Genomic DNA, 24,850 nt, shown 5'->3' on the forward strand with positions numbered 1-24,850 from the left:
CTTGCTGGCGATAGCGGCCGCAAGATCGACGCAAACCTCAGGGGCCTCTTCGCCGGCAAGTCGGCTCCTGCTGGTCCGGGGTCAACCGGTCGAGCCATGCCGACAAATGATTAAGACAACATGTCCTGCATCAATTCCTGCAACACATCCAGATCAAACGGCTTGCCCAGGATTGGCGCCGTGCGCGTTATCGGACTGTCGGTCTCGCGGATTTCCTGCGGGTAACCGCTGATGAAAATCACCTTGAGCTCCGGTCGCAATTTCACGGCGGGTTCGGCGATCTGCACGCCAGAAATCCCACCCGGCAGACGGAAGTCGGTGATCATCATGTCCAGATGCGGCTTGCTCGCCAGAATCTCGAAGGCTTGCTCGCCGTTTTCGGCCTGCAATACCCGGTAGCCCTCACCCGACAGGTAAGCCGACAACACCATCAGGATCGAGGGGTCATCTTCGACGATCAATACGACATCTTGTGCATCTTCACTCATGGGAAGCCTTTGTTCGGTCAATAGCTGCTGATACGACCGTGAGGTCGATCAGAGGTTGCGTTTAACTGGCTGTTTTCCTACAGCGGCAGACAAACGCGAAACAAGGCGCCTTCGCCAATCCGGCTCTCGACGGTAATGGTACCGCCATGGGCGGTCACAATCTGCTCTGAAATAAACAACCCCAGGCCCAGCCCGGCGACGGCATGTTTAGCCGTCACGCGTTCGAACTGCTGGAAAATGCGCTTCTGGTTTTCTTCACCGATGCCGATGCCCTGATCGCACACTTCCACCCGCGCCTGATCGTTCTCACTGTACACCTTCACGTTGATCGGGCTCTTGGCGCCGTAACGCAATGCGTTGGTCAACAGGTTGGAAATCACCTGTTCTATACGGAATTCGTCCCAATTGCCCTCCACCGGATGCTCGGCGTCCAGGGTGACCGCGGATTCGGCGGCATCGATCTGCGGGGCGAAGTTCTGCAGCAAATTGCGCACCAAAGCCGACAGATCGAAGCGTGTCGGACGGATGGACAACTTGCCTGTGCGAATGCGCGACACATCGAGCATGTCTTCGATCAGGCGAATCAGGCTTTTGATCTGCCGCTCGTCGCGATCGACCATCGCGTGCATTTTTTCCAGGGTGAACGCAGCGGCATTGTCCCGGGCCAGGTGCATCTTGCGCAGTTGGGTTTCGAGGATCAGACCGTTGAGCGGCGTACGCACTTCGTGGGCGACGATGGACATGAAGTCATCGCGCATGCGCACCGCCTGCTCCAGTTCCGACTGGGTGCTCTGCAACTGTTTTAGCAGCGCTTCCTGTTCGCGGCGGCTCTGTTCCAGCGCTTCGACCTGCTGCTTCATGGCCTTGCTTTGACGGTACAGATCAACAAAGACGTTGACCTTGCTCTTCACCGCGTGGATATCCAGGGGTTTGTGCAGGAAGTCCACGGCGCCGCTTTCGTAGCCCTTGAACGCGTAGTTCAGTTCACGGCCGGCGGCACTGACGAACACTATCGGGATGTTCTTGGTCTTTTCCGTGCCGCGCATCAACTCGGCCAGTTCGAACCCATTCATGCCGGGCATCTGCACATCGAGAATGGCGATGGCGAATTCGTGTTGCAGCAGCAGCGATAAGGCTTCGTCGGCGGACAAGGCTTTGTAGACCACACGGTCTTCACGCTTGATCAGCGCTTCGAGCGCCAACAGGTTCTCCGGCAGATCGTCGACGATCAGCAGTTTGGCTTGGATGTTACTTAGCATGCTATTCGTTCCAGCTCGACAAGCAGACGGCCGATGCCGCGTATGGGGAGAATGTGGTCTGGTTGGTGAACATCCAGCGCCGCCAGGGGCATGGTCGCAACCTGGGCTTCGTTCGGGTCCTGCACGATAGTCAGGCCGCCAAGATGCTGGACCTTTGCCATGCCGCTCGCGCCATCGCGATTGGCACCGGTCAACAGCACCGCGGCCAAGGCAGGACCGTAAGCATCCGCTGCCGACGAGAACAGGAAATCGATGGCCGGCCGCGAATAATGCACGCGGTCTTCAAGACTCAGGGAAAAGGTGCGGTCCTGCTCCACCGACAAGTGATAGCCCGGTGTGGCGAAATACAACGTTCCCGTTTCGATCAGCGTCTTGTCATGTGCCTCGACAACGCGCATTGCGACTCTTCGGGCAAACACTTCGGCGAGGTGGCTGCGACGCTCGTCCGGCAGGTGCAGCACGACAATGATCGGCAGCACGAAACCTTCACGCAGAGGGCTGAGAATACTCAGCAACGCCTCCACGCCACCGGCTGAAGCGCCGATCACGATGGCCTCGACAGTAGGCAAATCCGCTGCACTGTTCATGATTTACGGTAGATCCGTTCTTGTTTGACCAACGACTCGAACTGATTGCCGAAAGCCGAAAAGTCCGGGGTTTCCTTGCTGCCCAGCGCCAGAAAACCCCGATGACAAAGGGATTCGTGGAACAATCCAAACGCTCGATCCTGAAGTTTTTTATTGAAATAAATCAATACGTTACGACACGAAATTAATTGAGTTTCTGAAAAGACGCTGTCCGTCGCCAGGCTGTGATCGGCAAAGGTCACGTTTTCGCACAAGCTCTTGTCGAAAATCGCGTAGCCGTACGCCGCCGTGTAGTAGTCGGCGAACGAACGCTGGCCACCTGCCTGCTGGTAGTTGTGAGTGTAGGCCCGGACATTCTCCATGGAGAAAATCCCCTGCTTGGCCTTGTCCAGCGAGCGCGGATTGATGTCGGTCGCATAGATGATGGTGCGATCGAGCAAGCCTTCTTCGCGCAGCAGGATCGCCATCGAATAGACCTCTTCACCAGTGCTGCAACCGGCAATCCAGATCTTGATCGAGGGGTAGGTCTTGAGCAGCGGCACGACTTCCTGGCGAATGGCGAGGAAGTGCGAAGGGTCGCGGAACATCTCGCTGACCGGGATCGTCAGTAATTGCAGCAACTGCATGAACGCCTTCGGATCGTGCAACACCCTCTCTTGCAACGCCGAAATGGTCGCGCACTCGAATTGACTCAGCGCATGCTGGACGCGGCGTTTGATCGACGCGCCAGAATAATCACGAAAATCGTAGCTGTATTTGAGGTAGATCGCCTCAATCAACAAGCGCAGTTCGATTTCGCTATTTCGCTCCACTGAATAATTGCGTTCCACTAAATGCGTTCCATCTTCGGTAACCACACGCGAATCAGCGAGAACAGGCGATCCAGGTCGATAGGCTTGGCCAGGTAATCGTTGGAACCGGCCTGCAGGCAGCGCTCCTGATCGTCCTTCATGGCTTTGGCCGTCACCGCAATGATGGGCAGCTTGCGCCAGCGCGGGTCCTGGCGGATCAGGCTCGTCGCCTCGAAACCGTCCATCTCCGGCATCATCACGTCCATCAGCACCAGATCGATGTCCTCGACTTCATTCAGTTTTTCAATCGCCTCACGGCCGTTGCGGCCAATGATCACGACTGCGCCTTTTTGCTCCAGCGCGCTGGTGAGGGCGAAGATGTTGCGTACATCGTCATCCACCAACAGCACTTTGCGACCCTCGAAGACCTTGTCGCGGCTGCGCGCGGTCTTGAGCATCGTCTGCCGTTCATGGGACAACCGCGATTCGACTTTGTGCAGAAAGAGTGTCACTTCATCCAGCAAACGCTCTGGCGAGCGCGCGCCCTTGATGATGATCGAGCGCGAATACTTGCGCAGTTCGGCTTCTTCGTCCCGGGTCAGGTTGCGCCCGGTGTAGACGATCACCGGCGGGAACGAACAGATGTCCTCGGTGGACATGCGCTTGAGCAAATCATTACCCAGCATATCCGGCAGCTTAAGGTCGATGATCATGCAGTCGAAAATCGTCGTGCGCAGCAGATCCAGCGCATCCTGCGCGAGGCCGACAGCGGTGATCTCGATGTCATCGTCGCCGATCAAGCGGGCAATGCTGTCGCGTTGCAAATCGTCGTCCTCCACCAGCAGCACGCGTTTGACCTTCTGGGTCAACTTGGCTTCGAGGCGTGCAAACACATCCTTGAGCTCTTCGCGGGTGGTCGGCTTGACCGCATAACCGATCGCGCCCATGTGCATGGCGGCTTCCACGCGGTCTTCGACAGAGATCACGTGCACCGGAATGTGCCGGGTTTGCGCGTGTTCCTTCAGACGTTGCAACACCGTCAGACCGGAATGGTCCGGCAGGCGCATGTCCAGCAGGATGGCGTCGGGAATGTACGCCTTCGCAAGGTCGTAACCTTCGTCGGCACCATGGGCTACCAGGCACTGATACCCCAATTCGTGGGCCAGATCGTAGAGGATGTTCGCGAAGTTCGGCTCATCCTCCACCACCAGAATACAGCGAGTGTTGAACGGCGCCTTGCTGCGATCATCGTCGAAACGCGGAATATCAACGTCAGCTATCAGCGGCACCAGGGCGGGAGTCGGCGCTCTCGGCGCCATCGCGACCGGTGAGGCCTGCATCGGCTTGACCGGCGTCTCGCCCGGTTCAATGTAGTGCTGCGGCAAGACCAGGGTAAACACACTGCCCTGCCCCGGTTCGCTGGTGACGCTGATGGAGCCGCCGAGCAGTGTCGCCAGATCGCGGGAAATCGACAGGCCCAGACCCGTGCCGCCGTAACGGCGATTGGTGGTGCCATCGGCCTGGCGGAATGCTTCGAAAATGCTTTCCTGCTGCTCCGCTGCAATACCGATCCCGGAATCGCGAACGATAAAGGCAATCCCGTCGTTTGGCTGACTGGCGACGGTCAGGCTGACCGCGCCTTTCTCAGTGAACTTCACCGCGTTGGACAGCAGATTCTTCACCACCTGTTCCAGACGCTGGCGGTCGGTGAAGATCATCATCGGCGCGCCGGGCTGCACATCGACCTGGAAATCAAGGCGCTTGTCCGTCGCCAATGGCTGGAACATCCCGCGCAAACCGTCCACCAGACGGGCAACGCTGGTGTTTTCCGGACGCATATCCAGTTTGCCGGCCTCGACCTTGGAAATGTCGAGAATGTCGTTGATCAGGTTCAGCAAATCGTTACCGGCCGAATAGATCGACTCGGCGAATTTGACCTGTTCGGCGCTGAGGTTTTCCTGCGGGTTTTCCGCCAGCAACTTGGCCAGGATCAACGAACTGTTCAGCGGCGTGCGCAATTCGTGGGACATGTTGGCGAGGAATTCAGACTTGTACTTGCTTGAGCGCTGCAGCTCTTCGGCGCGCTCCTCGAGCTGCGCCTGGGCATGATTGAGTTCGGTGTTCTTCAGGTCCATGGCATCGCGTTGTTCGGCGAGGATCTGTGCCTGATCGGCGAGCTGCTCGTTGGTCTGCTCCAGTTCGACTTGCTGGGTTTCCAGATGCGCCTGGGATTCCTTGAGAATCCTTGATTGCTCTTCAAGCTCTTCGTTGGCGGTCTTGAGTTCTTCCTGCTGAACTTGCAGTTCTTCGTTGAGCTGCTGGGTTTCGGCGAGCACTTCCTGCAAGCGTTGGCGATAGCGTGCGGCCTCGATGGAAGTGCCAATGTTGCCAGCAATCAATTCCAGCAATTCGATGTCGCGGTCGTTCAGCGGGCGCAGGAAGCCGAGTTCGATGACCCCGTTGACCCGTTCGTCATCGCTGGTCGGTACCACCAGCACACTGTGCGGCAAGCCTTCACCCAGGCCGGAACTGACCTTGAAATAGTGACTGGGCACATTGTCGAGGCGTATCAGCCGCGCCTGTTGCGCCACTTGCCCGACAATCCCTTCGTCGCTGTAAATCTGTTGACCAAGGGCTTCCTGCTCCCGGGAGAAACCGTAAGAGGCAATGCGGTTCAGGCCGCCATGTTCTTCACGCACATAAATAGCCGCCACCGCCGAGCCGAGGTATTGCGCGCAAAACTGCAAAATGTTGCGCCCCAGCAGATTGAGCGACAGTTGCCCCAGCACTTGTTCGGCCAGCTCGGTCTGGCCGTTGCGCAACCAGGCTTGCTGCCCCAGCCGATGGGCACTGGCCTGTTGCGCGGCCAGGTTAGCGCTGTAACTTTGCGAAAGGTTGAGCAGATCGCGGCGACCAATATAGGCGAGCAACGCGCTGATGCCGACAATGAACAGCAGATAAAGGCTGATGCTCCAGATCGTGGTACGGCGCACTTCTTCGTTACGCGTGGCGCGTAACTGCTGCTCCATGTCGATCACGTCTTCGAATTGCTTGCGGATTTCATCGGTCAGGCGTTTGCCGCGCCCGGCCTTGACGGCACCGCGGTAATCACCGCTCGCACGCTGCAAGTCGATCATGCTCTGCGCGTACGTGGCCCATTCATCCTGCAACGCCTGGAGCCGTTGCAAGCGGTCAGTCTGCACCGGGTTGTCTGCCGTCAGTTCGAGCAAGGTCTTGACCGCTACCGCGACTCTCGGCCGGGCGGTTTCGTAGGGTTCAAGAAATTTCTCGTCGCCACTGAGCAGGTAGCCGCGCATGCCGGTTTCCAGATCGACGGTCAGCTTGACCGCTTCATTGGCGTTATTGATCACCCGGTCGGTGTGCTCGACCCACTGGATCACCGACAGCAGATAGGTGATCAGCGAGACAAAGAACACCGCACTGAGCACACCGACACCCAACGGCAGGCTGACGTTGCGGCTCAGGAGTTTACGGAATCGTTGCTCATCAACCGAAGACGCAGTGGTCATGGGAGGGCCTTGTCGAACTGTTGGAAACCAAGGAGTTTGCCCCAAAACTGCCGCATTGATCCAATTTTCTGACGTGTTTATACGCGAATTCCTACATTCAGCTGCCCCTGCGCAAAGGAGTGGTTATCCTTGCCGGCGCGATGCGGCTATTCTTTTTTCAGCGAGCTTGGGAACTTGTCGGGTTCCGTCACTTACTGAAGCACAAGCCCGGCATTTCCGATCGACCGGTCACCGCACATTCAACCTTCGAGAGCCCCATTATGTCCGCTGAAAAATCCATCATCCTGGTCGTTGAAGACGACGACATTGTGCGCATGCTGATCGTCGATGTGCTGGAGGAGCTGGAATTCAACGTGCTCGAAGCCGACGGCAGTGAAAAGGCGTTGGAGTTTCTCAACGACGAAGACCAGTACATCGACCTGATGATGACCGACGTCGGCTTACCGGTAATGGACGGGCGAGAGCTGGCCACCCAGGCGAGGATGCTGCGCCCCGAACTCCCCATTCTGTTCGCCAGCGGGTATGCCGAACACATTGACGTGCCGGCAGGGATGCAGGTGATCGGCAAGCCGTTTTCCATTGATCAACTGCGCGAAAAGGTCAAAGACATACTCGCTCACACCTAGTCTGCGCTGGAGCGGGCTGAGGAATCGCCCACGGCTGTGGTTTAATTGCGCCCCGCTTTTATTCCCCTGCCCCGCTTCAAGGAACCTCCCTGCATGAGTCAGCCCCGCGCCACCAAAGTCCTGGTTATCGGCTACGTCTGGCCCGAGCCTCGCTCTTCTGCGGCGGGTGGGTATGTGATGCAACTGCTCGGGACGTTTCTGCAACAAGGCTGGGACGTGACATTCAGCAGCCCGGCCGGCGCTGGCGAACATCAGGAAGACCTGACGGCGTTGGGCATTCGTGAAGTGCCGATAGAACTGAACAACAGCAGTTTCGATGTGTTTGTCCGTGAACTGGCGCCGGATATCGTGCTGTTCGAACAATTCATGATGGAAGAACAGTTCGGCTGGCGTGTTGAAAAGCACTGCCCAGATGCCTTGCGCGTACTCGGCACCCAGGATTTGCAAAGCCTGCGTCATGCCCGTCATCAACGGCTCAAGGACCGGTTGAAGGCCCGCGACGACGACAATGATTTCAGCGAGCTGTTCGCGCCGGCCTTGCGTGAAGAATTCGAACTGATGGCCGACACCGACCTGGCCAAACGGGAAATCGCTGCGCTGTATCGCTGCGACTTGAACCTGATGATTTCCGAAACGGAAATCGAGTTGCTGGTCGAGCAGTTCAAGGTGCCACGCAGCCTGCTGCACTGGTGCCCGTTGATGGTCGATCTGCCGAGCGTGCCGCCAGCGGGTTTTGAGGAACGCGCGGACTTTCTCAGCATTGGCAACTTCCGCCACGCGCCCAACTGGGATGCGGTGCTCTGGATGAAAACCACCATTTGGCCACTGATTCGCGAGCAATTGCCCACTGCCCGTCTGCTCATCTACGGGGCCTACACGCCCCCCAAGGCGACCGCGCTGCACAATGCGGCTCAAGGTTTCCATGTAATGAACTGGGCAGAAGATGCGTTGCAAGTCATGTCGGCCGCACGCGTGTGCCTGGCGCCATTGCGTTTCGGTGCCGGCATCAAGGGCAAAATCGTCGATGCGATGATCTGCGGTACGCCTAATGTCACCACGCCGATCGGCGCCGAAGCCATGCATGGCCAAGGCCCTTGGCCGGGTGCGGTGACCCGCACGGCGCGCGAGTTTGCCGATTGCGCGGTGCAACTTTATAAAGACCAGGCGCAATGGTCGAACGCCCAGACGGTTGGCCTGGAACTGCTCGCCGAACGTTACCAGGTGCACACTCACGGCCCGGCGTTGATTGCACAACTCAAGTATTGCCAACAGCACTTGGCGACACTTAGACGGGACAACTTCACCGGCAGCATGTTGCGTCACCATCAACACAAAAGTACTCAATACATGGCGCAATGGATTGAAGCGAAAAACCAAACTAAAGCGGACACTTGATCGTTAGAATCGTCTCATCTGACGATTAACCCACTGTGCAAGGATGCACTATGAATAACGATGCAATTCGACTTCTGCCCGACGTCCCCTATGACACTCACGCTTTCACCGCCCACAACTGGATGACCCAACTTCCCGTTATTGATGCACTCTCGCTTGCGGAACTGGTTTTGCCCGGCGCTCATAATGCCGGGGTGGACAAGAAGGCTTCCTACGCGGCGCCGGGGATCAGTCACTGGGCCGCTTGTCAGACCCATTCGTTTTATTATCAATTGACCCACGGCGCACGTGCGCTCGATTTGCGCCTTGAGTATGAAATCGGCAGCAATGGCGTCGGAACGTTCTGGTTTCAGCACAACGGTTTTCGCTCTTCCCGCTCCCTGGAAAATCTGATCACGAGCGTGATCCGGTTTCTGCAGGAAAACCCCGATGAATTCATCATCCTGGATTTTCATCAGCTGAACACAGGCAACCAGCCCCTTGGCCATCACGAGTTCAACCGCCTGCTGATGACACATCTGGGGGACCGGATCATTCCTCGCAGAAATGCGAACCTGCCCCTCAGTCAATTGAAACGGGCCAGTCATGCCCAGCGTGTGCTGGTCGCCGCCGACTATCACCCGGCATTCGATGCAACCTTCTTTAGTCGGTCCATCCAGCACGAATGGAGCGGGATCGGGACGACCAGCATCAGTGAACTGAACGCGCATATCACTCGCGTGATGAAATACCCGCCATCCAGCGGCCTGCCGTGGTCGCTCTCCGCGACCAGCTACCATGCAGCGGGCGGTCCGGTGAACATCGGCGAGCAACTTGATCAATGGTTCAATCCGGCCGCCAGCGAATGGGTTCTGAAGAGCAGCATTATCAATGTCGATTTTTTTGAAACGTCGAATCTGGTAGGCCATTGTCGAACGGCCAACCTGTTCAAGGTAAACGCCTACAACCATTAATTTGTGCAGATGTTTCCATCACTGGCAATGTCGGAGCGCACTTCTATGCTTGAATTTACATTTATCCACTTCATCCCACGGACGGGCTGAAGCCACTATCAGGAAAGATAATGACCCAATCTCTACAAGGTATTCTCGACAAAAAGAAATGGATGAGTAATGTGCTCGACATTGACCGCCTGAAGTTGACCGACTTGGTCTGGCCCTGCACTCATAACAGCGGCATGGATAAAAAAGCCCCCAACTATGATGTCGTGATTGGCAACTGGACCACGTGTCAGAACGATTCATTTGCGTGGCAACTGGCCAACGGCGCACGGGCCTTTGATATTCGTCTTGGTTACACCGAGGGGCACGATCAATCGATCTTCTACTTTCATCACAACGGTTTTCAATCTCATCGCGTCCTTGATGAGCTGATCGACGCGACGACGACGTTCCTTGATCAAAACCCGGACGAATTCATCGTCTTCGACTTTCACCAAATGGGCGACGGTGCGAAGCGTTTTGACCACAAGAAACTCAATGATTTGTTGGTAAATCGACTAGGGAACCGCGTCATACCGCCCTACGACGCGTCGAAAACGGTGGGCGAGCTCAAGCGCATCAGCACCCGCCGCAGACTGGTACTGGCTGCGCACGTGGTAACGGGGCTGGACGATGATTGCTTCTGGCCGCGTATCCCGCACAAATGGAGCGGTGAAACCTTCACTGACACCGCGGAACTGGAACGCCACATTGCCAGCGAGCTGCAAGACGCACCGTTCGAGACCTTTTTATGGTTGTTGTCGGCCACCAGTTATGGCTTTCTGGGCGGGCCTCAGGACATCAAGACCCAGATCAACGCCTGGTTCAACCCGACCCGCGACTGGGTAACGCGTTGCAGCATTATCAGCACCGACTTTTTCGATGAGTCAGACATCGTGCGTTACTGCTGGAGCGCGTCGAGCATGAAGGCGGTTTACGGCAGCGCGTTGCATCAGTAAGCGGACGCATGACGCCGGTCGACATGCCCAAGGCTGGCAATGTCGGCCGGTAAAGAGGCATGATCAGGGTGCAATAACAATAAAAGCGCCCTGATATGACCCGGACTGCCAGAGTCACCGATCCTTCCTACGAACTGATGGACGACCACAATGGGTTGTCGATCATCTATCGCCAGCACGGTTTCCCCTGCCCCTTGGTGCGCTGGCATTTTCACAAGGAATACGAATTGCACCTGATCGTCGCCAGCTCGGGCAAGGTGTTCATTGGCGACTACATTGGCAACTTCTATCCGCAAACACTGTTCCTCACCGGCCCCAACCTGCCCCACAACTGGATCAGCCAGGTCGCCGAAGACGAGGTGGTGCCCAAGCGCGACATGCTGGTCAATTTCACCGACGAGTTGTTCGAGAGCGGCCATCAAGTGTTTACCGAGCTCAAGTCGCTTGCGCCCTTGCTGGAGCGCGCGCAATACGGCATCGAGTTTCGCTGCAAACACACCATCCGCCAGGCAATGACCTTGATGCAACGCATCGCCGACACCAAAGGCGTGACCCGCCTCGGGCACTTTTTCATTCTGCTGGAGTTGCTCGCCGCCTGCGACGACTATCAACTGTTGTCCGGCGCCACAACGCCGCAACTGGCGGATGAACACAATATCGATCGCACTAACCGTGCGGTGGATTACATCTTTGCCCACTACGCCCGTGAACTGCCGCTGGAGGAAGTCGCCGAGCACCTGGGCATGAAGCCGACCTATTTCAGCCGCGTGTTCAAACAAGCCACCGGGCGCTGCTTCATCGAGTTCGTCAACCGGCTGCGCATCAGCAAATCCTGCGAACTGCTGGCCGACGGCGACAAACCGGTGACCGACGTGTGTTTCGAGTCGGGATTCAACAACATTTCCAATTTCAACCGGCGTTTTCAGCAGTTAAAAGGCATGACGCCGTCGCACTATCGGCGGTTGGCGGTACAGCGGTTGACCGAGCAGAATCTGGGCTAGCACCGCTACGGCGTTGAGGCCAGAAACCTATACGTATTCGATAACGCTTGAGCGCTGAAAAGCCCTTCCCTTCGTTTGCCACTCCAAACGCCAGTGCAAAATAGTATCGATTCAAGTGCGATGGATGATTTGTCTCATCCTCAATTGAAGGCTGTAATCAGTGCACATTCTTCCTGCCTCGGAAGACACAAAAACAATAACTGTCCTTCTGCCCCCGCCGGGTGCAGAAAAGGAGTGCACGATGCAACCTTCTGTAAAAGCTCTGCTAGCCCTCACCTGCATGACCCTCAGCAGCGTCAGCCTCGGCGCTCAGACACTGACCATCGCCACCGTCAACAACAGCGACATGATCCGCATGCAAAAGCTCTCGAAAACCTTCGAGGCCGAGCACCCGGACATCAAACTCAATTGGGTGGTGCTCGAAGAGAACGTCCTGCGCCAACGCCTGACCACCGACATCGCCACCCAGGGCGGGCAGTTCGACGTGTTGACCATCGGCATGTACGAAGCCGCACTGTGGGGCGCCAAGGGCTGGCTGGAACCGATGAAGGATTTGCCCGCCACTTATGACCTTGACGACGTGTTCCCTTCGGTGCGTGAAGGCCTGTCGGTCAAGGGTTCGCTGTATGCCTTGCCGTTCTACGCCGAAAGCTCCATCACCTATTACCGCACTGACCTGTTCAAGGACGCCGGGCTGACCATGCCGGAACATCCGACCTGGGAACAGATCGGCGAATTCGCCAGCAAACTCACCAACAAGGACAAAGAGCAGTACGGCATCTGCCTGCGCGGCAAGGCCGGCTGGGGCGAGAACATGGCGCTGATCACCACCGTCGCCAATGCTTACGGCGCACGCTGGTTCGATGAGAAGTGGCAGCCGGAATTCACCGGTCCGGAGTGGAAAAACGCACTCAACTTCTACGTCGAGACCATGAAGAAATCCGGCCCGCCGGGCGCGTCGAGCAACGGTTTCAACGAAAACCTGGCGCTGTTCAACAGCGGCAAGTGCGCAATCTGGGTCGATGCCAGCGTCGCCGGCTCGTTCGTCACCGACAAGACCCAGAGCAAAGTCAGCGAGCACGTCGGCTTCACCTACGCGCCGCATCAGATCACTGACAAAGGGTCGGCCTGGCTCTATTCCTGGGCGCTGGCGATTCCGACCAGCTCCAAGGCGAAGGATGCGGCGAAGACCTTCAGCGCCTGGGCAACTTCCAAGGAATACGGGGCGCTGGTCGCGGAAAAGGACGGCATCGCCAACGTGCCGCCAGGCACTCGGGCCTCGACTTACAGCGAGGCGTACATGAGCGCTGCGCCATTCGCCAAGGTGACGCTTGAGTCGCTGAAGAAGGCGGACCCGAGCAAGCCGACACTCAAACCTGTGCCTTACATCGGCATTCAGTTGGTGACCATTCCCGAGTTCCAGGGCATTGGCACCCAGGTCGGCAAGTCTTTCTCGGCGGCGCTGATCGGTCAGACCACGGTGGATCAAGCCCTGACCGCTGCCCAGCAAACCACCGAACGTGAGATGAAGCGCGCGGGTTATCCCAAGTAACCCCACCATTTCAATGTGGGAGCGAGCCTGCTCGCGATGAGGCCATGACATTCAACATCAATGTTGGCTGATAAATCGCTATCGCGAGCAGGCTCGCTCCCACAGTTGATCTTCATCGTCTGTTCCCAATCGGTTTTAACGCCATGAATATTTCAACTGCCAAAGCTCAAGTGGACATCCCCCAGCCGGTGCGCAAAAACCGCCTGGCCAACCCCGGCTGGTTTCTGGTCAGCCCCTCGGTGGCGTTGTTGCTGCTGTGGATGATCGTGCCGCTGGGCATGACGCTGTACTTCTCGATGATCCGCTACAACCTGCTCAACCCGGGCGAAAACGAGTTCGTGGGGCTGGAGAATTTCACCTACTTCCTGACGGATTCCGGGTTCATGCCCGGCGCCACCAACACCTTGTTGCTGGTGGGCAGCGTGTTGCTGATCAGCGTGGTGTTTGGCGTATTGATCAGTGCCTTGCTGGAGGCCAGTGAGTTCCTCGGTCGCGGCATCGTGCGGGTCATGCTGATTTCGCCGTTCTTCATCATGCCCACCGTCGGCGCGCTGATCTGGAAGAACCTGATTTTCCACCCGGTCTCGGGGATTCTCGCCTACGTCTGGAAACTCTTCGGCGCGCAGCCGGTGGACTGGCTGGCGCACTACCCGCTGCTGTCGATCATCATCATTGTGTCCTGGCAATGGCTGCCCTTCGCGATCCTGATCCTGATGACCGCCATGCAGTCGCTCGACCAGGAACAGAAAGAAGCCGCGCGCCTCGACGGTGCCGGTCCTGTCGCCATCTTCTGGCACCTGACCCTGCCGCACCTGGCGCGACCGATTGCGGTGGTGGTGATGATCGAAACCATTTTCCTGCTCTCGGTGTTCGCCGAAATCTTCACCACCACCAACGGCGGCCCCGGCTACGCCTCGACCAACCTCGCCTACCTGATCTACAACCAGGCGCTGGTGCAGTTCGACGTCGGCATGGCGTCCGCCGGCGGCTTGATTGCGGTGGTGATTGCCAACATCGCGGCCATCGTGCTGGTGCGCATGATCGGCAAAAACCTGACAGACAAAGCCTGAGGCCTGCGCCATGACCCTTCAACAATCCCGTCGTCTGCAAAGCCTGCTGCTCGGCACGCTGGCCTGGGCCATCGCGATCCTGATCTTCTTCCCGATCTTCTGGATGGTGCTGACCAGTTTCAAAACCGAAATCGACGCGTTCGCCACGCCGCCGCAATTCATCTTCACGCCGACGCTGGAGAATTACCTGCACATCAACGAGCGCAGCGATTACTTCAGTTTCGCCTGGAACTCGGTGGTGATTTCCTTCAGCGCCACGGCCCTGTGCCTGCTGATCGCGGTGCCGGCGGCCTACTCCATGGCGTTCTACGAAACCCAGCGCACCAAAGGCACGCTGCTGTGGATGCTCTCCACCAAGATGCTGCCACCAGTGGGCGTGCTGATGCCGATCTACCTGCTGGCCAAGAGCTTCGGCCTGCTCGACACACGCATCGCGCTGATCGTGATCTACACGCTGATCAACCTGCCGATCGTGGTCTGGATGATTTACACCTACTTCAAGGACATCCCCAAAGACATCCTCGAAGCCGCGCGCCTCGACGGCGCCACGCTGTGGCAGGAAATGGTCCGGGTGCTGCTGCCGATCGCCAAGGGCGGTTTGGCTTCCACGGTGTTGTTGTCGCTGATCCTGTGCTGGAACGAGGCGTTCTGGTCGCTGAACCTGACCTCGTCGAAAGCCGCGCCACTGACCGCGCTGATCGCTTCGTACTCAAGCCCCGAAGGGTTGTTCTGGGCCAAGTTGTCGGCGGTGTCCACGCTGGCCTGCGCGCCGATCCTGATCTTCGGCTGGATCAGCCAGAAACAACTGGTCCGCGGCCTGTCGTTTGGCGCAGTGAAATAGCCCTCAAGAATTAGCATAAAGGAGCGCCACCATGGCCAACCTGAAAATCAAGAATCTGCAAAAAGGCTTCGAAGGCTTTTCCATCATCAAAGGCATCGACCTGGAAGTGAACGACAAGGAATTCGTGGTCTTCGTCGGCCCGTCGGGCTGTGGCAAATCCACCCTGCTACGCCTGATCGCCGGCCTGGAAGAAGTCAGCGGCGGCACCATCGAACTCGACGGCCGCGACATCACCGAAGTCAGCCCGGCCAAGCGTGACCTGGCCATGGTGTTCCAGACCTATGCCCTGTACCCGCACATGAGCGTGCGCAAAAACATGTCGTTTGCCCTCGACCTCGCGGGCGTACCAAAAGCCGAGGTCGAGAAAAAAGTCGGCGAAGCGGCGCGCATCCTCGAGCTCGGGCCGATGCTGGAGCGCAAGCCGAAACAACTGTCCGGCGGCCAGCGTCAACGCGTGGCCATCGGCCGCGCCATCGTGCGCAACCCGAAAATTTTCCTGTTCGACGAACCGCTGTCCAACCTCGATGCGGCACTGCGGGTGCAGATGCGTCTGGAACTGTTGCGCCTGCACAAAGAACTGCAAGCGACGATGATCTACGTGACTCACGACCAGGTCGAAGCCATGACCATGGCCGACAAAGTGGTCGTGCTCAATGGCGGCAAGATCGCGCAGGTCGGCTCGCCGCTGGACCTGTATCACCAGCCGGCCAACCTGTTTGTCGCGGGCTTTCTCGGCACGCCGAAAATGGGCTTCCTCAAGGGCAAAGTCACCCGTGTCGACAGCCAAAGCTGCGAAGTCGCGCTCGATGCCGGCACCCGCATCACCTTGCCGCTGACCGGCGCCAACTTGAGCATTGGCGGCGCCGTGACGCTGGGCATTCGCCCTGAGCACCTCAACCTCGCGCAAACCGGCGACTGCACCTTGCAGGTCACCGCCGACGTCAGCGAACGGCTGGGCAGCGACACCTTCTGCCACGTGCTGACCTCGTCCGGTGAAGCGCTGACCATGCGTGTTCGCGGCGATCTGGCCAGTCGATATGGCGAAGCGTTGAGCCTGCACCTGGACGCCGAACACTGCCATTTATTCGATGCCGACGGCGTGGCGCTGACCCGTCCATTGCGCGCTGCGGCCTGATTTCAGAGAGCCTGTGATGAAACTGAATAAACAGAACCTGCACCACCTAGCCCCCGAAGTGGTCCTGCCCGCCTACGCCCTGAGCGATACGCGCCAAGGCATCGCGCACATTGGCGTTGGCGGCTTCCACCGCGCTCATCAGGCGTATTACACCGACGCTTTGATGAACACTGGCGAAGCGCTGGACTGGGCCATTTGCGGCGTCGGCCTGCGCGCCGAAGACCGTCGCGCCCGTGACGACCTGAAGGATCAGGACTACCTGTTCACCCTGTTTGAACTCGGCGATACCGACACCGAGGTCCGGGTCATCGGCGCGATCCGCGACATGCTGCTGGCCGAAGACGGCGCGCAGGCGGTGATCGACAAGCTGGCCAGCCCCGAGATTCGCATTGTCTCGCTGACCATCACCGAGGGCGGTTACTGCATCGATGACAGCAACGGCGAATTCATGGCACACCTGCCGCAGATCCAGCACGACCTGACGCACCCGGATTCGCCGAAAACCGTATTCGGTTTCCTCTGTGCCGCGCTGGCCAAACGCCGCGCTGCCAGCACGCCGGCGTTCAGCTTGATGTCCTGCGATAACCTGCCGCACAACGGCGCAGTGACGCGCAAAGCGCTGTTGGCCTTCGCCGCATTACGCGACGCAGAACTTCACGACTGGATCGCCAAAAACGTCAGTTTCCCGAACGCCATGGTCGACCGCATCACACCGATGACCAGCACCGAACACAAGCTGCAATTGCACGACAAACACGCGGTGGACGACGCCTGGCCGGTGGTCTGCGAGCCGTTTGTGCAGTGGGTGCTGGAAGACAAGTTCGTCAACGGGCGCCCGGCGTGGGAGAAGGTCGGCGTGCAGTTCACCGACGACGTCACGCCGTATGAAGAGATGAAGATCAAGCTGCTCAACGGCAGTCATCTGGCACTGACCTATCTTGGGTTCCTCAAGGGATATCGCTTCGTTCACGAGACCATGAACGATCCACTGTTCGTGCGCTACATGCGTGCCTACATGGACCTGGACGTGACGCCGCAGTTGTCCGCCGTTCCGGGGATCGACCTGAGCGACTACAAGAACACCCTGGTGGCGCGTTTCTCCAATCAGGCGATTGCCGACCAACTCGAACGCGTGTGTTCGGACGGTTCGTCGAAGTTTCCCAAGTTCACCGTGCCGACGATCAACCGATTGATTGCCGATGGCCGGGAGACACAACGTGCGGCGTTGGTGGTGGCGGCGTGGGCGCTGTATTTGAAGGGGGTGGATGAGAATGGCGATACCTATTCGATTCCCGACCCGCGCGCCGCGTTTTGCCAGGCGCTGGTGGCGGATGATGCGTTGATTACCCAGCGATTGCTGGGGATCGAGGATATTTTTGGCACGGTTATTCCGCGTTCGCCGGAATTTGTCGCGGCGTTTGAGTGGTGCTGTAACAGTTTGCGGGAGGTTGGCGTGACGCGGACGTTGGAGCGGGTGCTGGCTTAAATACAGTGGTGAAACTACTGCCGACATCGCGGGCAAGCCCGCTCCCACAGTGGCCCGTGGTGGAACACAGATTTGTGAACGACATTGATCCCTGTGGGAGCGGGCTTGCCCGCGATGGCTGACTGACAGCCTCCCGACATGTTGATGAATACGCACTGATATCGAACTGACGCAGCAAGGACCGCCCATGGCAAACCAACAATTTTTCCTCGGCATCGACTGCGGCACCCAAGGCACAAAGGCCATCGTTCTCGATGCGGCCAGTGGTCAGGTTCTCGGCCAGGGCGCCGCCGCGCACACGTTGCTCAGCGGCGCCAATGGCCGCCGTGAGCAGGACACATCGCAATGGCTTGAAGCGTTCACGTTGGCGACTCGCCGTGCTTTGATCGCGGCAAACGTCGACGGCCAACACATCCTCGGCATCGGCGTCTCCGGGCAACAACACGGCCTGGTCCTGCTCGACGATCAAGGCCAGGTGCTGCGCCCCGCCAAGCTCTGGTGCGACACCGAATCCACTGCGGAAAACGACCGCCTGCTAGCCCATCTGGGCGGTGAAAAAGGCTCGCTCGAACGCCTCGGCGTGGTCATCGCGCCGGGCTACACGGTTTCAAAATTACTCTGGACCAAAGAACAACACCCGGAGGTTTTTTCGCGGATCGCACACATTCTGCTGCCCCACGACTACCTCAACCATTGGCTCACCGGCCGCAGTTGCAGCGAGTACGGCGACGCCTCGGGCACCGGTTATTTCAACGTGCGCACCCGCCAGTGGGACTTGCAGCTGCTGCGCGACATCGACCCCAGTGGGCGTTTGCAAGCGGCGCTGCCAGAGCTGATCGACGCCCATCAAGCCGTCGGCACGCTCCTGCCAGGCATCGCCGAACACCTGGGCATCAACCCCAAGGCGCTGGTGTCCAGCGGCGGTGGCGACAACATGATGGGCGCCATCGGCACCGGCAATATCCGCCCCGGCGCGATCACCATGAGCCTCGGTTCGTCGGGGACGGTTTACGCTTATGCCGATCAACCGAACGTCAGTGCGGATGCCTCGGTCGCGACGTTCTGTTCCTCCAGCGGTGGCTGGCTGCCGCTGATCTGCACCATGAACCTGACCAACGCCACCGGGGTGATTCGCGATTTGTTCGAGCTGGATATCGAGCAGTTCAATGCCCTCGTCGCGCAAGCACCGATCGGCGCCGAAGGGGTGACCCTGTTGCCGTTTCTCAACGGCGAGCGCGTCCCCGCCCTGCCCCACGCCACCGGCAGCCTGCTCGGCTTGACCATGACGAACCTGACGCAAGCCAACCTGTGCCGCGCCGTGGTCGAAGGCACCACTTTCGGTTTGCGTTACGGGCTGGACCTGCTGCGTCAGAATGGCTTACAAAGCCGCACCATCTGCCTGATCGGCGGCGGCTCGAAAAGCCCGGTGTGGCGACAGATCGTCGCCGACATCATGAACACCCCGGTGATCTGCACCGAACAAAGCGAAGCCGCCGCCCTCGGCGCGGCGATTCAGGCCGCGTGGTGCCAATCCTGGGCAAACGGCCACGAAGACAGCCTCGCGGACCTGTGTGAGCGTTGCGTTAAGCTCGACCTCACCAGCGAAACCTTGCCGATCGCAGCAAACGTGGCGGCCTGTCAGCAGGCCTATGAACGCTATCAACAGCATGTCGCAACCCTTTAAAGAGTGAACAACTATGTACCTGGTGTGTGGCGAAGCGCTGTTCGATTTCTTCAGTGAAGACGACGCCAGCGGCCTGGCTTCAAAAGTGAATTTCAAGGCGATTGCCGGCGGCTCGCCTTTCAACGTAGCGGTCGGTTTGCGCCGCCTGGGCGTGGACGCAGCGCTGTTTGCCGGGTTGTCGACCGACTACCTGGGCCGGCGCTTGCGGCAAGTGCTGCACGATGAAGGTGTACGTCCGGATTACCTGGCGGATTTTGCCGCACCGACCACCCTGGCGATGGTTGCGGTCGGCGCCAACGGTTCGCCGCAGTACAGCTTCCGTGGCGAGGGTTGCGCGGATCGGCAGTTGAAACTGGAGCATCTGCCGGAACTGGGGCCTGAGGTGCGCGGTTTGCACATCGGCTCGTTCTCGCTGGTGGTGCAGCCGATTGCCGACACGTTGCTGGCCCTGGTGCAGCGCGAAAGTGGCAAGCGTCTGATCAGCCTTGATCCGAATGTGCGGCTCAACCCTGAACCGAACATCGACCTGTGGCGGTCGCGGGTTGCTACGTTGGTGGAGCTGGCCGACCTGATCAAAGTCAGCGACGAGGATTTGAGCCTGCTGTACCCCGGGCAGGATCCGCAGCGGGTGATCGAAGGCTGGTTGCAGCATCGCTGTCAGGTCGTATTCCTGACCCGGGGTGGCGAGGGGGCGACGGTGTTCAGCCGCAGCCATGGTTCGTGGTCGGTGCCGGCCTGTTCGGTGAAGATTGCCGACACCGTGGGGGCTGGCGATACGTTTCAGGCGGCGTTGCTTACGTGGTTGACCGAGCAGCAGCTGGACTCGGTCGAGGGTGTGCAATCGCTGGCGCGTGAGCAGATCGACGGGATGTTGAAGTTTGCGGTGCGGGCGGCGGCGTTGACGTGCAGCAAGGCCGGGCCGGATTTGCCGTATCGGCGGCAGTTGGATTTGCGTTGAATGTGATGGCCTCATCGCTAGCAGGCAAGCTCCCACATTGAATCGATGCCGAACATAAGATCCATGTTCACCAAAGTTCCAATGTGGGAGCGTGCTTGCTCGCGATGACTTTCTGTCAGGCGCTACAAGACTGAAAAGTTATAGCTGATGATCAACCGCGTCTCATCCACATCCCGGGCGAACTTCTCGTAGTTGGTCCGGTATGTCGCATTGCGCAGCCGCAGGCTGACATCCTTGAACGTCCCGCTCTGCACCACATATTTGAGCTCGCTATCGCGCTCCCACTCCTTGCCTTCCTGATCGCTGCCCAACACCTTGATGTGGTCGCCGTTCACGTAGCGGGTCAGGAAACTCAGGCCGTTGATGCCGATCGCCTTGAAGTCATAGTCATAACGCAGTTGCCACGAACGCTCTTGCGCGGCGGCGAAGTCGTTGACCTGGACGTAGTTCACCAGATACGGGTTGGTGCCATCCAGGTACGGCATCGAATTGTCGCCGTTCATGCGCTGCCAACCGGCACTGAAGGTGTGGCCGCTGATGGCATACGCGAACATGCCGCTCAATGCGCGGTTGTCGATGGCGCCGGCACGTTCGGCGCCGCTGTCGGCACTCTTGAGCACGCGCAGATCGGCCTTGAGCACGCCGCTGCCCAACGGTTGATTGGCGAGCAGACCGACGAAGTGCTGACGGTAGATGTCTTCCAGTTCCGCGTAGTGATACTGGGCGGTCAGGCGCTCGTTGATCTTATAGTCAAAGCCGTACATATCGAAATGATCGGCCGTGACGTTGCAGGCGTAGCGCTTGTTTTTGCAGTGCACGCGGATGTCCTGGGCATCGGTGGAATCCCGGGCGGTGTACTGGTCCAGGCGCGCGGCCATGAACGTCAGGTCCTTGATCTCTTTAGAGGTGAGCTGCGCGCCGTTGAACATCGTCGGCAGCAGACGGCCGTCGTTGTACTTGAGCAGCGGCACGTCAGGCAACAGCGCGCCGTACTTCAACACGCTGTCGGACACGCGTACTTTGGCGGTCAGGCCGAGTTTGGCGTACTGGTCTTTCGAGCCACGCGGGTTTTCACCCGATGAGGGCAGCAAGCCGCTGTTGCTGCTGTCGGCGCTGGAATCCAGCTTCAATCCGAGCATGCCCAACGCATCAACACCGAAGCCGACGGTGCCGTCGGTGTAACCCGACTGCAGGTTGAGAATGAAGCCCTGGGCCGATTCTTCGCGCTTGGACGCGCCCTGTTCGGTGGACGTGTGCCCATCGCGAAAATCACGGTTGAAATACACCGTGCGCGATTCGATTTTAGCCGTGGTGTCATCGATAAAACCGCTCGCTTGAGCCGGGAGGGTAAAACCGGCGCACAGGACTAAAGCGCCGAGGCCAAATGACTGGCGCGCGGTGATGAGTGGCAAGGGGGGACGCATGAAAAAAGCTCCAACAGTGCAGCGTTTGCGCAAGGCGCAATAAGCCAGAAAATAGCTTCGCCCCGGACCAGGAAACTGGCCAGGATGAAGGCGACACACGGGGTGAGGGGCAATGATGGCAGAGGGCTTTTACCGGCTACAGACGACTTTAGTCGGAAATGAGTCAGGCGGGGCATCCATCCTTGCAGGACGAAGCCGAAACTACCGAAGATTCTTGCCCGACTAATTGCCTGACAGAATCGCACCACACGACAAGCGGCACTCAGCCCGGTTAACCATCGCTTAACGCTGCGGTCCAAAACTTTACTGGACCGCACGCCCTCAGGTTCTTCTGATGCCCAGTGCGGCAGGTTCGACGTTCGCTACGTCGAACTCTCCTTCCGTCCGCACCGGAGATTGCTCATGAATACGCGCATTTTGCTGGTTACCGCCGCTCTCGCCTGCACCGGGTTCGCCGGGCTTGCCCAGGCCAACGACACCGCATCCTCTCAAGCCGTACCCTACGAATACGGGATGCCGCTGCACGTGGCCAAGGTCGTCGCCCTGACCGAACCCTCGACGCTGGACTGCAAAGTCATTACGGCAAACATGAAGTACATCGATACGTCCGGCAAACCCGCAGAGATCACGTATCGCAAACTGTCGGATGCGTGCAGTTATCAGGGTTGATCGAAAACAACGACCGCGGTCTGGCTTCTTGGCCAGACCCGGAATGCGACGAGGATGAGTTAAAGCGCTTGCTTGTCGGGGTGCAGCGTCTGGGTGTTGGCCTGAAGCTGCATGTCGGAGCGCAATGCGGCGATCAGATCGTTTATTTCCCGACATCCATTAAGCGACTTGGCATCGATGTCGGTCTTCAATAGATCCACTTGATCGGTTTTACCGTCCGAATACACCTTGACGGTCATTAACAAGTCCGGCGACAACGTGCATTGACAACGTTTCGGCAGAAAACTGCTTTCGACGATGTTGCGGAGTTCCAAGGCAGAAAGAAACATGGCGACCCTCTCCTGAGTGTGAGTTTGCCAAACAACGAGCAAATAACTGACTTGTAAAACCCGGTCAGCTTTAAGAACCAGCTACAGCATAAAACATGCCGCACATTTCGCCCTGCAGCTCATCGGCAAATCAATGGTTTACTCAACTCGTCTATAAATACCCTCATGCAATTTGCAAGAGAGGAGGTTTTGCTTCCTGCAAATTGCAACCTGGTGACGCCAGGTTTGCATTGGCCGCCCATGGCAGTAAAAATTGCGATCCCGTCCATTCAGTATCCGCTGACCCTACTCACACGCAAGGAGGCTTCATGGGTTCATTGACCTGTGTCACTACCGTCGGGCTGATAGTTGCCGGGCTTTCGACCGTCGTTCACGCCGCGAAACTCGAAGACGTCGCGCCCTTCCCCAAAGCCGACAGCGGGTTCACCCGCCAGGTTATTCACCTGGCGCCACAGCAGCAGGAAGACAGCTACCAGGTCGAAATTCTTGCCGGCAAGACCCTGGCCGTGGACTGCAATCGCCAGCGCCTGGGCGGCATGCTCGAAGAGAAGAACCTCGAGGGCTGGGGCTATCCGTTTTACCGTCTGGAAAAAGTGATCGGCCCGATGAGTACCCTAATGGCCTGTCCCGATGGCAAAAGCCGGCAGGAGTTCGTCCCGGTCGTCGGCGACGGCTTCATGCTGCGCTACAACAGCAAACTGCCGATCGTGCTGTATGTGCCCAAGGAGGTTGAGGTGCGCTACCGGATCTGGTCGGCGTCCAGCAAGGTTGAAAAAGCCGTTCAGGAATAACCACTGCGGCCCGTCCAAATGCAAAACCTGTGGGAGCGAGCTTGCTCGCGAAGGCGATGTGTCAGCTGGCATCTTTGTCGACTGACACACCGCAATCGCGAGCAAGCTCGCTCCCACAGGGGGATTGGGTGATTGCTTGGTCCCCTGCGCCCGCTCACGCCGGGGTGCCGCTCAATGCAGCGCGCTCGGCGACGTGACGCAAGCTGTCGAAATTGATGTTGGCGCCGGAGTCGATGGCCACCAACGTTTGACCACGCACGCCCGACTGCGCCACGTACTTTTTGATGCCTGCCACAGCCAACGCGCCGGAAGGTTCGGTGATCGAGCGGGTATCGTCGTAGATGTTCTTGATCGCTGCGCACAGTTCGTCGTTGCTGACGGTCAGCATTTCATCCACACAAAACCGGCAGACTTCGAAACCATAAGCGCCGATCTGAGCCACGGCGACGCCATCGGCGAAAGTGCCGACGCTCGGCAAGACAACGCGCTCGCCGACCTCTAACGCAGCGGACAGACACGCGGAATGTTCCGACTCGACGCCGATGATGCGGATTTCAGGTCGCAGGTATTTGACGTAAGCGGCGATGCCTGCGATCAGGCCGCCACCGCCCACGGGTACGAAGATCGCGTCGAGCGGTCCTTGGTGTTGACGGAGGATTTCCATGGCGACGGTGCCCTGCCCGGCGATCACATCCGGGTCGTCGAAGGGCGAAACAAAGGTGCGCCCGGTTTGTTCCGCCAGCTTCAAGGCGTACGCCAGGGCAAATGGAAAACTCTCCCCGTGCAGCAAGGCCTCGGCGCCCCGACTGCGCACCCCGAGCACTTTTAATTCCGGTGTGGTGGCGGGCATGACGATGGTGGCGGCGATCCCCAACTCTCGCGCCGCCAGCGCTACGCCCTGGGCATGATTGCCGGCAGACGCGGTGATCACCCCGCGTGCCTTCTGCTCATCGCTCAGTTGCACCAATTTGTTGTAGGCACCACGGATTTTGAAGGAAAAGGTCGGCTGCAAGTCTTCGCGTTTCAACAGGATCTGGTTGCCCAGGGCTTCGGACAGCGCTGGCGCTGCTTGCAACGGCGTGCGTACCGCCAGCTCGTACACCGGCGCAGCGAGGATCTTTTTGACGTAGTGCTCGAGCAAGGTCTGCTGGGCGGGCGTGCTGTTCATGGTCGTCTCCTGACACTGATCAAAACCCGGGAGACGGAAAGTAAAAACCCGCCTCTAGGGCGGGTTGGGTGCTGCAGTCGTGAGCTAGCCCGCCAGATAAGGAATGGCGGTAATAATGCTTGGCTGG

Annotated in this window: 21 protein-coding genes and 1 pseudogene; 14 read left to right on the plus strand and 8 right to left on the minus strand. The window is 58.6% G+C overall.

Annotation, left to right across the window (positions count from 1 at the left end):
* Nucleotides 1–110: 110 nt before the first annotated feature.
* The 5 genes from F8N43_RS06490 to F8N43_RS06510 form a co-directional block, all read right to left on the minus strand.
* Nucleotides 111–488: a response regulator gene (locus F8N43_RS06490; protein WP_150629631.1), complete on the minus strand. Its 378-nt coding sequence runs from the start codon at nt 486–488 to the stop codon at nt 111–113.
* A gap of 77 nt (nt 489–565) precedes the next feature.
* On the minus strand, nt 566–1,747 hold the full coding sequence (locus F8N43_RS06495) for a hybrid sensor histidine kinase/response regulator (RefSeq protein WP_150638984.1): 1,182 nt from the start codon (nt 1,745–1,747) through the stop codon (nt 566–568).
* Entirely contained in the window at nt 1,741–2,334 is a 594-nt protein-coding gene (locus F8N43_RS06500; RefSeq protein ID WP_150638985.1) for a chemotaxis protein CheB, read from the minus strand. The genes F8N43_RS06495 and F8N43_RS06500 overlap by 7 nt, the downstream gene beginning before the upstream one ends.
* The gene (locus tag F8N43_RS06505; RefSeq protein ID WP_150638986.1) at nt 2,331–3,164 is read right to left on the minus strand and encodes a CheR family methyltransferase; all 834 of its coding nucleotides are present in this window, start codon (nt 3,162–3,164) and stop codon (nt 2,331–2,333) included. The genes F8N43_RS06500 and F8N43_RS06505 overlap by 4 nt, the downstream gene beginning before the upstream one ends.
* Nucleotides 3,164–6,655 (minus strand): response regulator, encoded by a 3,492-nt coding sequence (locus F8N43_RS06510; RefSeq protein WP_150629638.1) that lies wholly within the window; start codon nt 6,653–6,655, stop codon nt 3,164–3,166. Before F8N43_RS06510 ends, F8N43_RS06505 begins: the two co-directional genes overlap by 1 nt.
* Nucleotides 6,656–6,915: 260 nt before the next feature.
* Between F8N43_RS06510 and F8N43_RS06515 the strand changes: the two genes are divergently transcribed.
* The 12 genes from F8N43_RS06515 to F8N43_RS06570 all read left to right on the plus strand — a co-directional run bounded on the left by F8N43_RS06515 (nt 6,916) and on the right by F8N43_RS06570 (nt 20,342).
* A complete protein-coding gene (locus tag F8N43_RS06515; RefSeq protein WP_150653436.1) occupies nt 6,916–7,281 on the plus strand; it encodes a response regulator in 366 nt (121 codons plus the stop codon).
* Nucleotides 7,282–7,374: 93 nt separating this feature from the next.
* The gene (locus tag F8N43_RS06520) at nt 7,375–8,676 is read left to right on the plus strand and encodes a glycosyltransferase (protein WP_150629641.1); all 1,302 of its coding nucleotides are present in this window, start codon (nt 7,375–7,377) and stop codon (nt 8,674–8,676) included.
* A 50-nt stretch (nt 8,677–8,726) separates the two neighbouring features.
* Nucleotides 8,727–9,629, plus strand: coding sequence for a phospholipase (locus F8N43_RS06525; protein ID WP_150629643.1), 903 nt, complete (start codon nt 8,727–8,729; stop codon nt 9,627–9,629).
* Between the two features lie 110 nt (nt 9,630–9,739).
* The gene (locus F8N43_RS06530) at nt 9,740–10,615 is read left to right on the plus strand and encodes a phospholipase (RefSeq protein ID WP_150629645.1); all 876 of its coding nucleotides are present in this window, start codon (nt 9,740–9,742) and stop codon (nt 10,613–10,615) included.
* 95 nt (nt 10,616–10,710) lie between these two features.
* Complete coding sequence (locus F8N43_RS06535) at nt 10,711–11,616, plus strand: AraC family transcriptional regulator (protein WP_150638988.1); 906 nt, start codon at nt 10,711–10,713, stop codon at nt 11,614–11,616.
* A 241-nt stretch (nt 11,617–11,857) separates the two neighbouring features.
* Nucleotides 11,858–13,168, plus strand: a complete 1,311-nt coding sequence (locus F8N43_RS06540) for an ABC transporter substrate-binding protein (protein WP_150629648.1) — start codon at nt 11,858–11,860, stop codon at nt 13,166–13,168.
* A gap of 143 nt (nt 13,169–13,311) precedes the next feature.
* Nucleotides 13,312–14,238 (plus strand): carbohydrate ABC transporter permease, encoded by a 927-nt coding sequence (locus tag F8N43_RS06545; protein WP_150629650.1) that lies wholly within the window; start codon nt 13,312–13,314, stop codon nt 14,236–14,238.
* Between the two features lie 10 nt (nt 14,239–14,248).
* Complete coding sequence (locus tag F8N43_RS06550) at nt 14,249–15,079, plus strand: carbohydrate ABC transporter permease (RefSeq protein WP_007936731.1); 831 nt, start codon at nt 14,249–14,251, stop codon at nt 15,077–15,079.
* A 31-nt stretch (nt 15,080–15,110) separates the two neighbouring features.
* Nucleotides 15,111–16,214, plus strand: coding sequence for an ABC transporter ATP-binding protein (locus F8N43_RS06555; protein WP_150629652.1), 1,104 nt, complete (start codon nt 15,111–15,113; stop codon nt 16,212–16,214).
* A gap of 16 nt (nt 16,215–16,230) precedes the next feature.
* Nucleotides 16,231–17,700: a mannitol dehydrogenase family protein gene (locus F8N43_RS06560; protein ID WP_150653437.1), complete on the plus strand. Its 1,470-nt coding sequence runs from the start codon at nt 16,231–16,233 to the stop codon at nt 17,698–17,700.
* 187 nt (nt 17,701–17,887) lie between these two features.
* Nucleotides 17,888–19,384, plus strand: coding sequence for a xylulokinase (gene xylB / locus F8N43_RS06565; protein WP_150653438.1), 1,497 nt, complete (start codon nt 17,888–17,890; stop codon nt 19,382–19,384).
* Nucleotides 19,385–19,397: 13 nt separating this feature from the next.
* Nucleotides 19,398–20,342 (plus strand): carbohydrate kinase family protein, encoded by a 945-nt coding sequence (locus F8N43_RS06570; RefSeq protein ID WP_150653439.1) that lies wholly within the window; start codon nt 19,398–19,400, stop codon nt 20,340–20,342.
* A 122-nt stretch (nt 20,343–20,464) separates the two neighbouring features.
* On the opposite strand, the gene F8N43_RS06575 is transcribed toward F8N43_RS06570, so the two are convergent.
* On the minus strand, nt 20,465–21,766 hold the full coding sequence (locus F8N43_RS06575; protein ID WP_150638992.1) for an OprD family porin: 1,302 nt from the start codon (nt 21,764–21,766) through the stop codon (nt 20,465–20,467).
* Nucleotides 21,767–22,168: 402 nt separating this feature from the next.
* Between F8N43_RS06575 and F8N43_RS06580 the strand changes: the two genes are divergently transcribed.
* Nucleotides 22,169–22,435: a DUF2790 domain-containing protein gene (locus tag F8N43_RS06580; RefSeq protein WP_150629661.1), complete on the plus strand. Its 267-nt coding sequence runs from the start codon at nt 22,169–22,171 to the stop codon at nt 22,433–22,435.
* A 59-nt stretch (nt 22,436–22,494) separates the two neighbouring features.
* On the opposite strand, the gene F8N43_RS06585 is transcribed toward F8N43_RS06580, so the two are convergent.
* Nucleotides 22,495–22,764 carry a DUF1652 domain-containing protein gene (locus F8N43_RS06585; protein WP_150629663.1) on the minus strand — a complete coding sequence of 90 codons (270 nt, stop codon included), beginning with the start codon at nt 22,762–22,764 and terminating at the stop codon, nt 22,495–22,497.
* Between the two features lie 308 nt (nt 22,765–23,072).
* Here F8N43_RS06585 and eco point away from each other — a divergent pair, with 308 nt between their 5' ends.
* Nucleotides 23,073–23,555: a serine protease inhibitor ecotin gene (eco, locus tag F8N43_RS06590; RefSeq protein WP_150653440.1), complete on the plus strand. Its 483-nt coding sequence runs from the start codon at nt 23,073–23,075 to the stop codon at nt 23,553–23,555.
* A gap of 172 nt (nt 23,556–23,727) precedes the next feature.
* Here the strand turns inward: eco and ilvA are convergent.
* A pseudogene (ilvA, locus tag F8N43_RS06595) lies at nt 23,728–24,723 on the minus strand (threonine ammonia-lyase, biosynthetic); the annotation flags it as partial.
* Nucleotides 24,724–24,850: the final 127 nt, after the last annotated feature.

It is taken from the genome of Pseudomonas fluorescens, assembly GCF_902498065.1.
GTDB lineage: Bacteria > Pseudomonadota > Gammaproteobacteria > Pseudomonadales > Pseudomonadaceae > Aquipseudomonas > Aquipseudomonas fluorescens_BJ.

What these genes read in the sequence shown, in the direction of transcription:
- F8N43_RS06490 (WP_150629631.1), bottom strand. Translation starts at nt 488, where the DNA reads ATGAGTGAAGATGCACAAGATGTCGTATTGATCGTCGAAGATGACCCC.
- F8N43_RS06495 (WP_150638984.1), bottom strand. Translation starts at nt 1,747, where the DNA reads ATGCTAAGTAACATCCAAGCCAAACTGCTGATCGTCGACGATCTGCCG.
- F8N43_RS06500 (WP_150638985.1), bottom strand. Translation starts at nt 2,334, where the DNA reads ATGAACAGTGCAGCGGATTTGCCTACTGTCGAGGCCATCGTGATCGGC.
- F8N43_RS06510 (WP_150629638.1), bottom strand. Translation starts at nt 6,655, where the DNA reads ATGACCACTGCGTCTTCGGTTGATGAGCAACGATTCCGTAAACTCCTG.
- F8N43_RS06515 (WP_150653436.1), top strand. Translation starts at nt 6,916, where the DNA reads ATGTCCGCTGAAAAATCCATCATCCTGGTCGTTGAAGACGACGACATT.
- F8N43_RS06520 (WP_150629641.1), top strand. Translation starts at nt 7,375, where the DNA reads ATGAGTCAGCCCCGCGCCACCAAAGTCCTGGTTATCGGCTACGTCTGG.
- F8N43_RS06525 (WP_150629643.1), top strand. Translation starts at nt 8,727, where the DNA reads ATGAATAACGATGCAATTCGACTTCTGCCCGACGTCCCCTATGACACT.
- F8N43_RS06530 (WP_150629645.1), top strand. Translation starts at nt 9,740, where the DNA reads ATGACCCAATCTCTACAAGGTATTCTCGACAAAAAGAAATGGATGAGT.
- F8N43_RS06535 (WP_150638988.1), top strand. Translation starts at nt 10,711, where the DNA reads ATGACCCGGACTGCCAGAGTCACCGATCCTTCCTACGAACTGATGGAC.
- F8N43_RS06540 (WP_150629648.1), top strand. Translation starts at nt 11,858, where the DNA reads ATGCAACCTTCTGTAAAAGCTCTGCTAGCCCTCACCTGCATGACCCTC.
- F8N43_RS06545 (WP_150629650.1), top strand. Translation starts at nt 13,312, where the DNA reads ATGAATATTTCAACTGCCAAAGCTCAAGTGGACATCCCCCAGCCGGTG.
- F8N43_RS06550 (WP_007936731.1), top strand. Translation starts at nt 14,249, where the DNA reads ATGACCCTTCAACAATCCCGTCGTCTGCAAAGCCTGCTGCTCGGCACG.
- F8N43_RS06555 (WP_150629652.1), top strand. Translation starts at nt 15,111, where the DNA reads ATGGCCAACCTGAAAATCAAGAATCTGCAAAAAGGCTTCGAAGGCTTT.
- F8N43_RS06560 (WP_150653437.1), top strand. Translation starts at nt 16,231, where the DNA reads ATGAAACTGAATAAACAGAACCTGCACCACCTAGCCCCCGAAGTGGTC.
- xylB (WP_150653438.1), top strand. Translation starts at nt 17,888, where the DNA reads ATGGCAAACCAACAATTTTTCCTCGGCATCGACTGCGGCACCCAAGGC.
- F8N43_RS06570 (WP_150653439.1), top strand. Translation starts at nt 19,398, where the DNA reads ATGTACCTGGTGTGTGGCGAAGCGCTGTTCGATTTCTTCAGTGAAGAC.
- F8N43_RS06575 (WP_150638992.1), bottom strand. Translation starts at nt 21,766, where the DNA reads ATGCGTCCCCCCTTGCCACTCATCACCGCGCGCCAGTCATTTGGCCTC.
- F8N43_RS06580 (WP_150629661.1), top strand. Translation starts at nt 22,169, where the DNA reads ATGAATACGCGCATTTTGCTGGTTACCGCCGCTCTCGCCTGCACCGGG.
- F8N43_RS06585 (WP_150629663.1), bottom strand. Translation starts at nt 22,764, where the DNA reads ATGTTTCTTTCTGCCTTGGAACTCCGCAACATCGTCGAAAGCAGTTTT.
- eco (WP_150653440.1), top strand. Translation starts at nt 23,073, where the DNA reads ATGGGTTCATTGACCTGTGTCACTACCGTCGGGCTGATAGTTGCCGGG.